Below are 13,198 nucleotides of genomic sequence, written 5' to 3'. Positions count from 1 at the left end.
AATTGTGATCGTGCAGGAATTTTTCACTACTTTATTTAATTCAAGGTTCTGTGATTTCAATCACAGCCAGATTTAAAATCTACCGTTTTTTATTTTCTGACACAGATCTTGTGCCGCCAATAAAATGCGAGGGCCACTACGGTTAAACCAGTCAGGGTTTAAATTAATGACCGGATAACCCGTTTTTTGTTGCCAAAAATACATTTCCTGCTCATCGCCTTCCTGATGGGTACCGGTAATCAGTAATCGTGGCTGACGGGAGATAATTTGCTCACGACTGACCACCGGCCAGGCCACCCGGCTGTCGGCAAAAATGTTCTTAACGCCGCATACCCGCAGCACGTCATTTTGTATCGATTCACCGTTCGCGGTCATCAACGGGCTAAGGCCAAAGAGCAGCGCGGCGGGGATCTTGTCTTCTCTTGCATACTCTCTGCTGAGCGCCGCCAGTTTCTGGCGAAAATCACGGGCATTACGCGCCCCGGTTTCCGGATTAGCGCTAAAACGCGCCAGACGCTCAATGTCCTGTGGGATCTCCTCCAGCCGGTGCGAATCAATGAACTCCACCGGGATCCCATACTTTTGCAGCTTCTCAAGTTCACGCTGCGGGTTAGTTTCGCGGGAAGCCAGCACCAGGTCAGGCTTGAGCAGCAAAATACGTTCAAATTTAATGTCGTTACCGGAGGCTACGCGCTCCAGTTTTTGCGCGGCATCGGGGTAGTCGGAATAGTCGCTGGCGGCGATCAGAGAAGGCCCCAGACCAGCGGCCCAAGCCATCTCGGTGGTATGCGGCGCAAGGCTTACCACGCGTAATGCCCAGGCTTGTGTGGAACAGAGCAGACAAAAAGCGATCGCCAGAAAATGCGACCTTTTCGCAGACGGGTAAGATTTCATGCGGGGTCCTCGGTTTGCCTCGCAAGCCAGAGTATGGCTCGCGTGGCAGGCTTGATGACTTAGAACCGGTAGCTTGCGCTTAGGGTGTATTCGCGGCCCGGCATATTATAGCTGTTGGCCGTCTGCCAGGTTTTGTCGAAGATATTATTCACATTACCGTTCAGAGTGAGCTGACGCGTTAACGGCCAGGACAGGCCCACGTCCCACAGCGACGATCCACCCACGTCGATGGTGCTGTAATCCTTGCTACTGGTGTCTTTCCGTTTGCCCACGTAGTTGTACACCACGTTCCAGCCCAGCGACGCCACTTCACCGCTCATCTCGTACTTCACCTGCTCTTTTGCCCGACGCAGCAGCTGTTGTCCGGTTACATCATTCTTCGGATCGATAAATTGCAGCGTCACGTTGTGGTCAATGGGTCCGGTTGCAAACTGCCCGGTTAACTCGATTCCCTTAATGATGGCCTTGTTGACGTTATAGTAGACACCGCTCGACCCCATATCGTCGCCGCCCATCTTGTAATCGATGAGGTTGGTAATTTGGTTGTAATAGGCCGAAACCCTCCAGTCGAGCGGGCCGGTCAGACCTTCAAGACCCATCTCCCACTGCCGTGACTCTTCGGGTTTCAGATCCGGGTTAGAGACGATATTAAAGCGCGTGGCACCATATTGCTGGCCTAAGGACGGCGCGAGGAAAGCGGTGCCGTAAGAGAGCGTTGTCTGGTAGTTTTCAGCAAACTGCCACCCGATGGCGGTTTGCCAGGTACCGTTCCAGCCAAACTGTTCATCGTGATCCTCACGTCCGGAAAGCTCGAGCGTCACGTCCTGAAACTGTTGCACGCCCACCATGTACAACCCCGTGTTATCGCGCGAATAGTTCTGGCTGGAAAATACCGGTTTGAGACCGAACGTTTCGCCGGTGGTAGTCAATTTTTCGCGCTTCCAGTCGACACCGGCACTCACCATGCCGTGGCCGACCACGATGTTATTTCCCCATTGCAAATAGTACTGCTCAATATCATCCAGCGTGGCGGGAGAAATATAAGGACCTGCGGCATCGTTGTAGTTGTAGTCTTTAATCCGCTGGTAGCTTGCTGTTAGTTGTGATGCGTAAATACCGGATTGGTAATGCAGTGCGCCATCCCAGGATTGCGTGTCGTTTTTAAGATGATTATTACCGCCATCGTAGCCATAATCCCCCTGAGAATAAGCGGTGTTACCAGAATGACCGTAACCGCGGAGGGAGCCGTTGAGGGTGTCGCTAAATTCGGTTGAGACGCTGCCAAAAAGGAATTTGTCGTGGTGGCCTTTATTCTCATGATCGCCTGCATAGGCGGAGTCCGGCATGACTTCATAACCTTTCGTTCGCGCATAATTACCCGCAAGCGTCAGCACCGTTTTATCGATTTTTTTATTGATGGTGGCGCCATATTGCTGGTAGCCGTTAGAGCCGATCCCGCTATCGAGCTGGATTTTATCGTCATCATGTTGAGTAATGATATTGATAACGCCGCCCATTGCGCCGGAGCCGTATATCGCCGAGCGAGCACCGCGAATATATTCGATACGCTGTACCATGGCGACCGGGATCTGCGAGAAGTCGGGATCGTTGGCAATACCGGAACGTGGTACAGGGATCCCATCTATCAGTACGAGCACATGGCGGGCTTCAGTTCCGCGAATATAGAGCGCAGAGGTATGCCCCATGCCGCCATTTTGCGCCAGGTCGACCCCAGGCAGATGGCGAATAACGTCGGAGACGGATTTAGACTGCCACTTTTGTATCTCTTTTTTGGTGACAACGTTCATTGGGGCAAGAACGGTGCTGACGGGTTGTAAAAAGCGGTTGGCGGTGACAGTCATGGTTTGTTCCGCCATGACGGGGAATGCAAATAATAGCGGCATTCCCCAGCCGCATCGGCGAAGTTGATCTATTCCTGCGGTAGGCATTAAATTTACTCCTAAGTTGATGAATATCGTAAATTGTCGGTATCGTTTTTTCCCCAATGAAATCTGGCGTCAAATAAATGGTTGAGCTGAGGGAGCTGCATAATCTCTTTGCACTGGCCACGCATGACCATCTGACCTTTTTTTATCATCCAGACCTCATTGGCATGATGCAGGGTGTGATTTAATTCATGGGAACTTGAAATCACTAATATTCCGTGAGCGCACATCTCTTCGATAAGCCTGTCGAGCGCAATTTGCTGCACAATATCCAGACTGGTGGCCGGCTCATCGAGAATAAGTAATTTTCCAGCGGGGTTAAGCGTTGGCCACAGCTGTAAAAAAACCGATGCCAGCCGTACTCGCTGCCACTCTCCACCAGAAAGTTGATTAACCGGGCGAGTCAGTTTGTCGCTTAAAAAGAGTCTTTCACACAGCGTGTGAACGGCAGCATCAACAGCGTCTGGCAATGCGCCTTTAGGAATAAAAAAGCCCAGATAAGCAAAAACAGGGATTAACAAATCCGGGAGATCCTGTTGGATTAAACAGGCGCGGTACATCGAGAGTTCGTGAGCGGTCATCGCCGAGAAAGGGATCGTGCCTAAATGTATAGACCCGCCGCCGTTGATAAGCCCGGCGAGGCGCAGCAGGAGCGAGCTTTTCCCCGCACCGTTGGGACCGATAAGGTGCACCAGTTGTCCAAGGCTTACGCAGGCATCGAAAGGGGCAAGGCGGCCCTGCACCGAGAGCTGGCTGATATTAAGGTACGTCATTTTACCCCTCCGCCCGGTGTGCGAAGCAGCATCCAGATAAAGACGGGGGCGCCGAGAGTGGCAGTGACTACGCCGGTTGGAATTTCGGCCGACGCGAGCGCCAGTCTGGCAAAAGTATCAGAGGCGAGAAGTACCAACGCGCCCGCCAGCACGCAGCCCGGCAGCAAACGCCGATGGTTTGTGATCCCCCACAGCCGCAGCAAATGCGGCACCACGAAGCCGATAAAGCCGATCATACCGGCCAGCGCCACGCTGACGCCCACCAGCCAGCCAATAAATACCACCAGCAAGAGACGCCAGTGCTTAACGTTTACCCCTAATTGCTTCGCGGTTAACTCATTCAGCGCGATAATATTGATGGTCTTTCCCTGACAGGAGAGCCAGCCAACAGGCGGGATCAGCGCCAGCGTCAGCCAGGCTTCACTCCAGTCGATGCCGCCAAATCCTCCCAGCGTCCAGGAGATGATTTTGCGCATATCGATATTATTGCTGAAGTAAAAAGCCCAGGTCATAAAAGCGCTACAGCCAATGCCCAGCGCCATCCCAAAAAGCAGCAATCGGGTGTTATTTATCCCCTGCTTCATGGAAAATAGAATCAGCAGCAGGGTAATAGCCATGGCACCGCAAATGGCGAATCCGCTGAGCAGGCCTAAATGCAGGCTGTTACCGGCTAAAAAGAGCGCCATCACCACCGCGACGCCTGCGCCATTAGAGACGCCAAGCAACCCCGGATCGGCGAGAGAATTGTTAAATAATGCCTGCATCACCGCCCCACTTAGCGCCAGTGCCGCACCAACGCCGATAACGCTCAACACGCGCGGAAACCGTAGATTCCAGACAAACATTTTGGCTTCAGGGCTAAGCCAGTGTGCTGGAGTTAACCAAACATCACCCGCACACAAGCTGAAAATTAACATTAACGTTAAAAAAGAAGCGATTATAATTAACTTTAAATTATCGGACGCTTTTTCATTACTATTAAGCTGAATAAAAGATGCATATTTTTCGTCTTCAACTTGAATCTGTGACATATATCTCATCTCTTATTTTTTTAATTGTGAATTAATCTTGCAAGGGCAGAATATATATAGGGTGGGCAACTTGATAAGGCAATTGAAAAAAAATGAAGATAACTTGAAATTCGCGCCAAAACCCATTTCATTAACTGTACGTTTAAGTTATTTGCTAACCCCAACAATTAACTTAAATAAAGCGGACATCATGGTTATTTTTTTGTAATAACTGCGCGAGTGTAGGAATTTTATGAAAAAGAAGATCCCGAAATCAGAATTATTAGTCACATTCGAAGTTGTCGCCAGGCATCAGAGTTTTGCCAGGGCGGCAGAAGAGTTATCATTAACACAAGGTGCGCTTTTCCGACAAATAGCAACGCTTGAGGAGTTCATGCAGGTACCGCTATTTTCACGTTGTAAAAAAAAGCTGTTTTTAAGCGACGCCGGGCGCCATTACCTGCCACTGGTACGAGACGTACTGGTCAAACTGGAAACTGACACTCATCACATTCGCCGATTCCATCAAAAGAAACAATCGCTGGAAATTGCGACAACCCCCACACTTAGCACGGAATGGTTAATTCCTAACCTGCAGGAGTTTTCCGCGCTGAATGATAACATTGTCGTGAATATGACTGCACTTTCCTGCGTCAATGATTTTCTGAATTGTAAAAGTGATATTGCGATCATGCGCGAGAATTTTTGTACGCCGTGGGCGTTTGTGGAACCGCTATTTGAAGAAGAATTACTCCCGGTGTGCAGTAAAACGCTTTTAAGTGATAACAACAAAAAAATAAGCGTCGAGAATTTACTTTCGGAGTTCACCTTATTACACCAGAACTCCCGCCCGGAAGGGTGGCAGGAATGGTTCGCGGAGTTTAATATCACTAACCCGGATGTGAACAAAGGACCAAGTTTCGATTTGCTGTCGATGCTTATTACCGCCGTGCGTTCCAGTTTAGGCATTGCGCTATTACCACGATTTGCCATAAAGAAAGATTTATTACAGGGAAACCTCATCATTCCCTGTGAAGCACCTCTTTTTACCGGGAACCGGTATATCATGACATGGAAACAGGAGGCGATGAATTCTGTAAAAGTTAAGCTGTTCCGGGACTGGGTGAAGCACTTGATGGCATAAAGTTCACAGAGGGGAATATTGCCGGGCACTCCTGCCAGATGGCATTTCCGGCAGTTCGGGTGATCTCATCGCAAACCCTGCGCTTTATGAATTGCAGTGCCCCGCAGTATTCATGCCCCGCGCCTGCCCGCTGCGCGTGGTTCGGGCGATATTCAGTTCGTGGCATACCGGCCCGACTCCGAAGGGTGATCCGTCTAAGGCAAAGCCGGGGGCGTAATGCCGAAGTGATCCCAGGCTCTGATTGTCGCCATGCGTCCGCGCGGTGTACGCTGTAAAAAGCCCTGCTGGATAAGAAACGGCTCCAGCACGTCTTCGATAGTTTCCCGCTCTTCGCCAATGGCTGCCGCCAGGTTATCCAGCCCGACCGGGCCGCCAAAGAACTTATCGATCACTGCCAGCAGCAGTTTGCGGTCCATATAATCAAAACCTTCGGCATCGACATTGAGCATGTCCAGCGCCTGTGCAGCGATCTCAAGCGAAATGGTGCCGTCGTACTTCACCTCTGCAAAGTCGCGCACGCGACGCAGCAGACGGTTGGCGATACGCGGTGTGCCACGGGAACGCTTCGCCACTTCATACGCGCCCTCTTCGCTCAGCTCCAGCCCCATATAGCGCGCGCTACGCCCGACGATATGCTGTAAATCGGCCACCTGATAAAACTCCAGTCGCTGCACGATACCGAAACGGTCACGCAGCGGAGAGGTCAGGGAGCCAGCGCGGGTCGTCGCGCCAATCAGCGTAAAGGGCGGTAAGTCGATTTTGATCGAGCGCGCTGCCGGGCCTTCGCCGATCATAATATCCAGCTGATAGTCTTCCATCGCCGGATAAAGCACCTCTTCCACCACCGGCGACAGGCGGTGGATCTCATCGATAAACAGCACATCGTGAGGTTCAAGGTTGGTCAACATGGCGGCCAGATCGCCGGCTTTTTCCAGTACCGGCCCGGAGGTCGTGCGCAGGTTGACGCCCATTTCATTGGCGACAATATTTGCCAGCGTGGTTTTCCCAAGCCCAGGCGGGCCGAAAATCAGCAGATGATCCAGCGCATCACCGCGCAGCTTCGCCGCCTGAATAAAGATCTCCATCTGCGAGCGTACCTGCGGCTGACCGATATACTCGTCGAGCAGTTTTGGGCGGATCGCACGATCCACCGCTTCTTCGGGCGTCAGGTTTACGGCCGAAACGAGACGGTCTGCTTCAATCATCCTTTACTACCTCACATTGCAGCGCGGAGCGCTTCACGGATCAGGTGCTCACTGCTCGCACCCGGCTGAGCAATTTTACTCACCATGCGGCTGGCTTCCTGTGGTTTATAGCCCAGCGCCACCAGCGCAGCAACTGCTTCCTGCTCCGCATCGTCTTCCGCAGGACCGGCTGGCGATGCCAGCACCAGATCGCTGGCGGGAGTGAACAGATCGCCATGCAGCCCTTTAAAGCGGTCTTTCATTTCGACAATCAGGCGTTCCGCGGTTTTCTTACCGACACCCGGTAACTTGGTCAGCGCCACGGGATCTTCGCGCTCTACGGCATTCACGAACTGCTGGGCAGACATGCCTGAGAGGATCGCCAGCGCCAGCTTCGGGCCGACGCCGTTAGTTTTGATCAGCTCACGAAACAGTGTACGTTCCTGCTTGTTGTTAAAACCGTACAGCAGTTGCGCGTCTTCGCGTACCACAAACTGCGTAAAGACAATGGCTTCCTGCCCGGCATCCGGCAGTTCATAAAAGCAGGTCATTGGCATATGCACTTCATAGCCTACGCCACCCGTCTCAAGCAGTACCAGCGGGGGTTGTTTTTCGAGAATAATGCCTCTGAGTCTGCCTATCACATTGCGCTCCTGCGTTAATGAGCAAAGTTATTGGGGGCTATCATATAAAAAAGGCTGGATAAATATCCAGCCTGATTTGCAATTATCGCAATCGCCCGCGCGCCAGGTTGAGCCGGGTGTCGCTGATTTGCACCGCGTTCTGGCTGACGTGACAATGCGTGATGGCAATCGCCAGTGCATCGGCGGCGTCGGCCTGAGGATTCGCCGGCAGTTTCAGAAGGGTACGAACCATATGCTGAACCTGGCTTTTCTCGGCGCTGCCGGTCCCCACCACCGTCTGTTTTACCTGCCTTGCGGCATATTCAAACACCGGCAGATCCTGGTTTACGGCAGCGACAATCGCCACGCCACGCGCCTGCCCCAGCTTCAGCGCCGAGTCGGCGTTTTTCGCCATGAACACCTGTTCGATAGCGAAATAGTCCGGCTGGAACTGGGTAATGATTTCCGTCACGCCCGCGTAAATCAGCTTCAGACGGGACGGTAAATCATCGACTTTGGTCCGAATACAGCCGCTGCCGAGATAGGTCAGCTGCCTGCCGACCTGACGGATAACGCCATAACCGGTGATGCGTGAGCCGGGGTCAATACCGAGAATAATCGACATCACGCACCTCCGTCATCACGGCCTGCCAGGCACGTCATTCTAACGTTGCCGCAACCTCATCAGAGATCTCGCCGTTATGGTAGACTTCCTGCACGTCATCGCAGTCTTCCAGCATGTCGATCAGGCGCAGCAGTTTCGGCGCCGTTTCGGCATCCATATCCGCTTTGGTGGACGGGATCATGGAGACTTCTGCCGCGTCGGCTTTCAGGCCAGCCGCTTCCAGCGCATCTTTCACCGCACCCATCTCTTCCCAGGCGGTATAAACGTCGATAGCGCCGTCGTCGAAGGTCATCACGTCTTCCGCACCGGCTTCCAGCGCTGCTTCCATGATGGTGTCTTCATCGCCCTTTTCGAAGGAGATGACGCCTTTCTTGCTGAACAGGTAGGCTACGGAGCCGTCAGTGCCGAGGTTACCGCCGCATTTGTTGAACGCGTGACGCACTTCCGCCACCGTACGGTTACGGTTATCAGAGAGGCATTCAACCATGACCGCCGTGCCGCCAGGACCGTAACCTTCATAAATGATGGTTTCCATGTTGTTGTCTTCATCACCGCCCACACCACGCGCGATGGCGCGGTTTAAGGTGTCACGGGTCATGTTGTTCGACAACGCTTTATCGATAGCAGCACGCAGACGCGGGTTTGATCCTGGATCGCCCCCACCCAGACGGGCAGCGGTAACCAGCTCGCGAATAATTTTGGTAAAGATCTTACCGCGTTTGGCATCCTGTGCCGCTTTGCGGTGTTTGGTGTTGGCCCATTTACTATGACCTGCCATAAAAATATCTCCAAAAGCCTCGCCCTTTCAGGCGGCGTTAATTACAAATTCTTCAATCGCCTGCCGGTTGCTCCATGATTTGGTTAATGCCGCCGCAGCGGGCGCATCAAGCCAGCGGTAGGTCAGGTGTTCCGTAAACACAATCTGCCGTTCATGGGGCAGCGCAAGACAGAACCAGGATTCTGTGTTGCGCTCAATACCCGGCGCGTAGCGATGACGCAAATGAGTAAAGATCTCAAACTCCACCGTGCGCTGACAGTCGACTAAGGTCAGTTGCTCTTGCACAACGTCAATGACGACCTCTTCCTTTACTTCACGCAGGGCGGCCTGCGACGCGGTTTCCCCCTCTTCCAGGCTGCCGGTTACCGACTGCCAGAAATCCGGATCGTCGCGTCGCTGCAACATCAGCACCCGTTTCGTGTCCTGCGCGTAAATCACCACCAGCACGGAAACGGGACGCTTATATTGCATACTATTTATTCTCCGGGGACTCTTTTTTAATGACCTGAATACCCAGTTCGGTCAGGGACGCGTCGTTAGCGAAACTCGGCGCTTCCGTCATCAGACAGGCTGCGGCGGTGGTTTTCGGGAACGCGATCACATCACGAATGTTGTCAGTACCGGTGAGCAGCATGGTCAGGCGATCCAGACCAAAAGCCAGGCCCGCATGTGGCGGTGTACCGTATTTCAGGGCGTCCAGCAGGAAGCCGAATTTCTCGCGCTGCTCCTGCTCGGTGATGCCCAGAATGCCAAACACAGTCTGCTGCATTTCACTGCGGTGAATACGCACGGAACCACCACCCACTTCGTAGCCGTTGATCACCATGTCATAAGCGTTGGCGATAGCCGTTTCCGGTGCCGCTTTCAGCTCTTCCGGCGTCATATTGCTTGGCGCGGTGAACGGATGGTGCATCGCCGTCAGGCCGCCTTCGCCGTCGTCTTCAAACATCGGGAAGTCGATAACCCACAGCGGTGCCCACTTGGACTCGTCGGTGAGGTTCAGATCTTTGCCGAGTTTCAGACGCAGCGCGCCCAGCGCATCGGCAACCACTTTCTTGTTGTCGGCGCCGAAGAAAATCATGTCACCATCCTGCGCGTCAGTGCGGGCAAGGATCGCTTCCACAATCTCAGCGTTAAGGAATTTCGCCACCGGGCTGGTAATGCCTTCCAGACCTTTCGCCCGCTCGGTCACTTTAATATAGGCCAGGCCTTTCGCGCCGTAGATCTTAATGAAATTGCCGTAGTCGTCGATCTGTTTGCGGCTAAGGGCAGCGCCACCGGGTACACGCAGAGCAGCTACGCGGCCTTTAGCGTCATTCGCCGGGCCTGCGAAGACCGCAAATTCCACGTCTTTCAGCAGATCGGCTACGTCCACCAGTTCCATCGGGTTACGCAGATCCGGTTTATCGGAACCGTAACGACGCTCAGCTTCGGCGAAGGTCATCTGCGGGAACTCGCCGAGATCGACGCCTTTAATTTCCAGCCACAGCTGGCGGATCAGGGCTTCCATCACTTCGCGCACCTGCGGTGCAGTCATGAAGGAGGTTTCCACGTCGATCTGGGTAAATTCAGGCTGGCGGTCAGCACGTAAATCTTCGTCGCGGAAGCATTTCACGATCTGATAGTAGCGATCAAAACCGGACATCATCAGCAGCTGTTTAAACAGCTGTGGGGATTGCGGCAGCGCGTAGAACTTGCCTTTGTGCACACGTGAAGGCACTAAATAGTCGCGCGCGCCTTCCGGCGTGGCTTTGGTCAGCATCGGGGTTTCGATGTCGAGGAAGCCGTGATCGTCCATAAAGCGGCGCACGAAGCTGGTGATTTTGGCGCGCGTTTTCAGACGGGTCGCCATTTCCGGGCGACGCAGGTCCAGGTAACGGAATTTCAGACGCGCTTCTTCGGTGTTGACGTGATTGGAGTCCAGCGGCAGCGATTCTGAACGGTTGATGATCTCCAGATCGGTCGCCAGCACTTCGATTTCGCCGGTCGCCATGTCGCTGTTAATGTTTTTCTCGTCACGGCGGCGTACGGTGCCGGTGACCTTAATGCAGAACTCATTACGCAGTTCGGAAGCCAGCTTTAATGCGTCCGCGCGATCCGGATCGAAAAACACCTGCACGATACCTTCGCGGTCGCGCATATCGATAAAGATCAGGCTGCCGAGATCACGACGACGGTTGACCCAACCACACAGAGTCACCTGCTGCCCCTCGTGGGACAGTCGAAGCTGTCCGCAATATTCTGTACGCATGAGATATCCCTTAACTTTGCCGCAGGCCGATTGTCGCCTGCCGTGCAGGCCACGTTGTCGCAGCGTTAGCCTAATGTCACAACTGGATGAAAAAAGGGGGTTATTATACTGGAAATTCTGGCGGACGATAAGTGCCACGCCGTGCGGACGCGCGATTGCTGCGCGCTTATTGCGTAATCTCACAAAAATTAACAATATTTGCCAGCCGCGCTACCCTTTTATACGGGTAAGGTACTTGCGATGTCATTCAATAAACGGGAGTTATTATGCTGGAACTGAACGCCGCCACCACCGCACTGGTCGTTATTGATTTGCAGGAAGGGATCCTGCCGTTCGCCGGTGGTCCGCATAGCGCCGGGGATGTGGTAGCCCGCGCCGCGCGACTGGCGGATAAATGTCGCGTCAAAGGCGCGCCGGTGGTGATGGTACGCGTTGGCTGGTCTGCGGATTTTGCCGAAGCGCTGAAACAGCCCGTCGATGCAGCGCTCCCGGCGCACAGCCTGCCGGATAACTGGTGGGATTACCCGATCGCGCTGGGTAAAAAAGAGAGCGATCTGGAGGTCATTAAACGTCAGTGGGGGGCATTCTACGGTACCGATCTGGAAATGCAGCTGCGCCGCCGTGGCATCGACACCATTATCCTGTGCGGTATTTCCACGAATATCGGCGTCGAATCCACCGCCCGCAACGCCTGGGAGATGGGCTTTAAGCTGGTGATCGTGGAAGACGCCTGTAGCGCCGCCAGCAGCGAGCAGCACCTTGGCAGCATGACCCACATCTTCCCGCGCATCGGTCGTGTACGTAGCACCGAAGAGGTGCTGGCGGCGTTATGATCTACATCGGGCTGCCCCAATGGTCGCACCCGAAATGGGCGCGGCTTGGCATTCAGGGACTCGAAGAGTATGCCCGACACTTTAACTGCGTGGAGCGGGAAGAATAAAAAACACTAAAGAACGCCCAAGAGCATGTGTTTTCTTTAGCCTATTCATAACGTTATAAAAAAATTCATATGTAATTCGGTAAAGTTCATGCATAAATAAATGCCCCACTGATGCCCCATTACAGGATTTTTTGCCCCACGCATGCCCCATCACATCACCGGGCAGTCATCATCCAGCCCATTCCGCGTGTCGGTAATGAAATGGGTGACGACGCCGATCACCTGAAGGTCATCAAGACACTCCCCTTCTATCACATCACCATCATGTGTGATGAATGCCTGCCCCCATATCTTCCCGAAGTAGCTCCTCCCCTCCAGGCTGGCGAGAAGTACGTCGCCCTGCCGTACCGGCAGACCACGGTCAATTACTGCGAGGCCGGAATCCGTCTGGATAACCAGGCTGTTCGAGGTCAGTCCGCAAATACTGTCGGCTGTTACGGTAGTCTGCACGTAATCAGCCGCCGGTGAAGGAAATCCCATGTCAAAGCCCTCCGTTAGGATTGAACTGGAACCACAATTTATCCTCGCCCTCTTCCGTCGATGCGTCTCGGAACGTGCGCGCGTTCATCCTGACCCACCGGTTCGCCTCATCGAGTGACAGGTCGTGATTCAGCGCGGCAAGGTTGCGCACGAATGCACTGGTCTTGACGATCTTGCGCCCTGATGGCTCTCGGTTGATCGACCTGGTGAATGCGGTAATTTTATCGTCGTAACGCGGCATGACTTCCCTCCTTAAACCAACACTGTTTATATATACAGTAGTTTTATTCCGAAAGAAACGCAAGAGTCTACCTGGGTGCCACCCGCTCAAAGCCTCACGGCTTCGAGTGGAAGTTTTTCTCGTCTATCGAATTGTGGTATTTGTAAATTTTCTTTGCATACTTGATGTGCGCGCAGTTAAACCTGTTTTGACACCGGGAATTTTTTATACAAAGTGCACACTGCCACGTCATAGATGATCGCCACCTGCTTTCTGTTCACGCCGTTTTCTATAAGCCTCCCGGCCTGCGCCCACTGCTCGATTGTTAAT

Annotated in this window: 14 protein-coding genes and 2 pseudogenes; 3 read left to right on the top strand and 13 right to left on the bottom strand. The window is 53.3% G+C overall.

The window, feature by feature from the left end:
• Window positions 1-72 precede the first annotated feature (72 nt).
• The 4 genes from btuF to btuC form a co-directional block, all read right to left on the bottom strand.
• Window positions 73-894: a vitamin B12 ABC transporter substrate-binding protein BtuF gene (btuF, locus tag KW828_RS07435; RefSeq protein ID WP_218335782.1), complete on the bottom strand. Its 822-nt coding sequence runs from the start codon at window positions 892-894 to the stop codon at window positions 73-75.
• A 59-nt stretch (window positions 895-953) separates the two neighbouring features.
• On the bottom strand, window positions 954-2,771 hold the full coding sequence (locus KW828_RS07430; RefSeq protein ID WP_371316093.1) for a TonB-dependent receptor domain-containing protein: 1,818 nt from the start codon (window positions 2,769-2,771) through the stop codon (window positions 954-956).
• A gap of 83 nt (window positions 2,772-2,854) precedes the next feature.
• Complete coding sequence (gene btuD, locus KW828_RS07425) at window positions 2,855-3,613, bottom strand: vitamin B12 ABC transporter ATP-binding protein BtuD (RefSeq protein ID WP_218335780.1); 759 nt, start codon at window positions 3,611-3,613, stop codon at window positions 2,855-2,857.
• The gene (gene btuC, locus KW828_RS07420) at window positions 3,610-4,653 is read right to left on the bottom strand and encodes a vitamin B12 ABC transporter permease BtuC (RefSeq protein ID WP_218335779.1); all 1,044 of its coding nucleotides are present in this window, start codon (window positions 4,651-4,653) and stop codon (window positions 3,610-3,612) included. Before btuC ends, btuD begins: the two co-directional genes overlap by 4 nt.
• A 223-nt stretch (window positions 4,654-4,876) precedes the next feature.
• Between btuC and KW828_RS07415 the strand changes: the two genes are divergently transcribed.
• On the top strand, window positions 4,877-5,767 hold the full coding sequence (locus tag KW828_RS07415; RefSeq protein ID WP_218335778.1) for a LysR substrate-binding domain-containing protein: 891 nt from the start codon (window positions 4,877-4,879) through the stop codon (window positions 5,765-5,767).
• A 194-nt stretch (window positions 5,768-5,961) separates the two neighbouring features.
• On the opposite strand, the gene ruvB is transcribed toward KW828_RS07415, so the two are convergent.
• From ruvB to aspS, 6 genes are all read right to left on the bottom strand, one after another.
• Window positions 5,962-6,972: a Holliday junction branch migration DNA helicase RuvB gene (gene ruvB / locus KW828_RS07410; RefSeq protein WP_218335777.1), complete on the bottom strand. Its 1,011-nt coding sequence runs from the start codon at window positions 6,970-6,972 to the stop codon at window positions 5,962-5,964.
• An 11-nt stretch (window positions 6,973-6,983) separates the two neighbouring features.
• Window positions 6,984-7,595 carry a Holliday junction branch migration protein RuvA gene (gene ruvA / locus KW828_RS07405; protein ID WP_218335776.1) on the bottom strand — a complete coding sequence of 204 codons (612 nt, stop codon included), beginning with the start codon at window positions 7,593-7,595 and terminating at the stop codon, window positions 6,984-6,986.
• Between the two features lie 82 nt (window positions 7,596-7,677).
• On the bottom strand, window positions 7,678-8,199 hold the full coding sequence (ruvC, locus tag KW828_RS07400; RefSeq protein WP_129362828.1) for a crossover junction endodeoxyribonuclease RuvC: 522 nt from the start codon (window positions 8,197-8,199) through the stop codon (window positions 7,678-7,680).
• Between the two features lie 34 nt (window positions 8,200-8,233).
• Window positions 8,234-8,977 (bottom strand): YebC/PmpR family DNA-binding transcriptional regulator, encoded by a 744-nt coding sequence (locus KW828_RS07395; protein ID WP_088218789.1) that lies wholly within the window; start codon window positions 8,975-8,977, stop codon window positions 8,234-8,236.
• Between the two features lie 27 nt (window positions 8,978-9,004).
• A complete protein-coding gene (nudB, locus tag KW828_RS07390; protein WP_072568799.1) occupies window positions 9,005-9,448 on the bottom strand; it encodes a dihydroneopterin triphosphate diphosphatase in 444 nt (147 codons plus the stop codon).
• Window position 9,449: 1 nt separating this feature from the next.
• Window positions 9,450-11,228: an aspartate--tRNA ligase gene (gene aspS, locus KW828_RS07385; protein WP_088218791.1), complete on the bottom strand. Its 1,779-nt coding sequence runs from the start codon at window positions 11,226-11,228 to the stop codon at window positions 9,450-9,452.
• Between the two features lie 266 nt (window positions 11,229-11,494).
• On the opposite strand from aspS, the gene KW828_RS07380 reads away from it, so the two are divergent.
• Window positions 11,495-12,061, top strand: coding sequence for a hydrolase (locus KW828_RS07380; RefSeq protein ID WP_088218792.1), 567 nt, complete (start codon window positions 11,495-11,497; stop codon window positions 12,059-12,061).
• Window positions 12,058-12,156 (top strand): annotated as a pseudogene (locus tag KW828_RS21895) (hypothetical protein); the annotation flags it as partial. The gene KW828_RS07380 and the pseudogene KW828_RS21895, both read left to right, overlap by 4 nt.
• Before the next feature lie 162 nt (window positions 12,157-12,318).
• Here KW828_RS21895 and KW828_RS07375 read toward each other — a convergent pair.
• The 3 genes and pseudogenes from KW828_RS07375 to KW828_RS07365 form a co-directional block, all read right to left on the bottom strand.
• Window positions 12,319-12,648: a hypothetical protein gene (locus KW828_RS07375; RefSeq protein WP_218335775.1), complete on the bottom strand. Its 330-nt coding sequence runs from the start codon at window positions 12,646-12,648 to the stop codon at window positions 12,319-12,321.
• 1 nt (window position 12,649) lies between these two features.
• A complete protein-coding gene (locus KW828_RS07370; RefSeq protein ID WP_218335774.1) occupies window positions 12,650-12,889 on the bottom strand; it encodes a DNA polymerase V in 240 nt (79 codons plus the stop codon).
• A 176-nt stretch (window positions 12,890-13,065) separates the two neighbouring features.
• Window positions 13,066-13,197, bottom strand: a pseudogene (locus tag KW828_RS07365) (helix-turn-helix domain-containing protein); the annotation flags it as partial.
• Window position 13,198: the final 1 nt, after the last annotated feature.

The organism is Enterobacter sp. ENT03 (genome assembly GCF_019218745.1).
Lineage (GTDB): Bacteria > Pseudomonadota > Gammaproteobacteria > Enterobacterales > Enterobacteriaceae > Enterobacter_D.
The sequence above is the reverse complement of the archived record's forward strand: the minus strand, read 5'-3'. Positions and strand labels throughout refer to the sequence as shown.

Bases quoted from the DNA above. Each gene is read 5' to 3' on its own strand.
- btuF (WP_218335782.1), bottom strand. From the start codon at position 894: ATGAAATCTTACCCGTCTGCGAAAAGGTCGCATTTTCTGGCGATCGCT.
- KW828_RS07430 (WP_371316093.1), bottom strand. From the start codon at position 2,771: ATGGCGGAACAAACCATGACTGTCACCGCCAACCGCTTTTTACAACCC.
- btuD (WP_218335780.1), bottom strand. From the start codon at position 3,613: ATGACGTACCTTAATATCAGCCAGCTCTCGGTGCAGGGCCGCCTTGCC.
- btuC (WP_218335779.1), bottom strand. From the start codon at position 4,653: ATGAGATATATGTCACAGATTCAAGTTGAAGACGAAAAATATGCATCT.
- KW828_RS07415 (WP_218335778.1), top strand. From the start codon at position 4,877: ATGAAAAAGAAGATCCCGAAATCAGAATTATTAGTCACATTCGAAGTT.
- ruvB (WP_218335777.1), bottom strand. From the start codon at position 6,972: ATGATTGAAGCAGACCGTCTCGTTTCGGCCGTAAACCTGACGCCCGAA.
- ruvC (WP_129362828.1), bottom strand. From the start codon at position 8,199: ATGTCGATTATTCTCGGTATTGACCCCGGCTCACGCATCACCGGTTAT.
- KW828_RS07395 (WP_088218789.1), bottom strand. From the start codon at position 8,977: ATGGCAGGTCATAGTAAATGGGCCAACACCAAACACCGCAAAGCGGCA.
- nudB (WP_072568799.1), bottom strand. From the start codon at position 9,448: ATGCAATATAAGCGTCCCGTTTCCGTGCTGGTGGTGATTTACGCGCAG.
- aspS (WP_088218791.1), bottom strand. From the start codon at position 11,228: ATGCGTACAGAATATTGCGGACAGCTTCGACTGTCCCACGAGGGGCAG.
- KW828_RS07380 (WP_088218792.1), top strand. From the start codon at position 11,495: ATGCTGGAACTGAACGCCGCCACCACCGCACTGGTCGTTATTGATTTG.
- KW828_RS07375 (WP_218335775.1), bottom strand. From the start codon at position 12,648: ATGGGATTTCCTTCACCGGCGGCTGATTACGTGCAGACTACCGTAACA.
- KW828_RS07370 (WP_218335774.1), bottom strand. From the start codon at position 12,889: ATGCCGCGTTACGACGATAAAATTACCGCATTCACCAGGTCGATCAAC.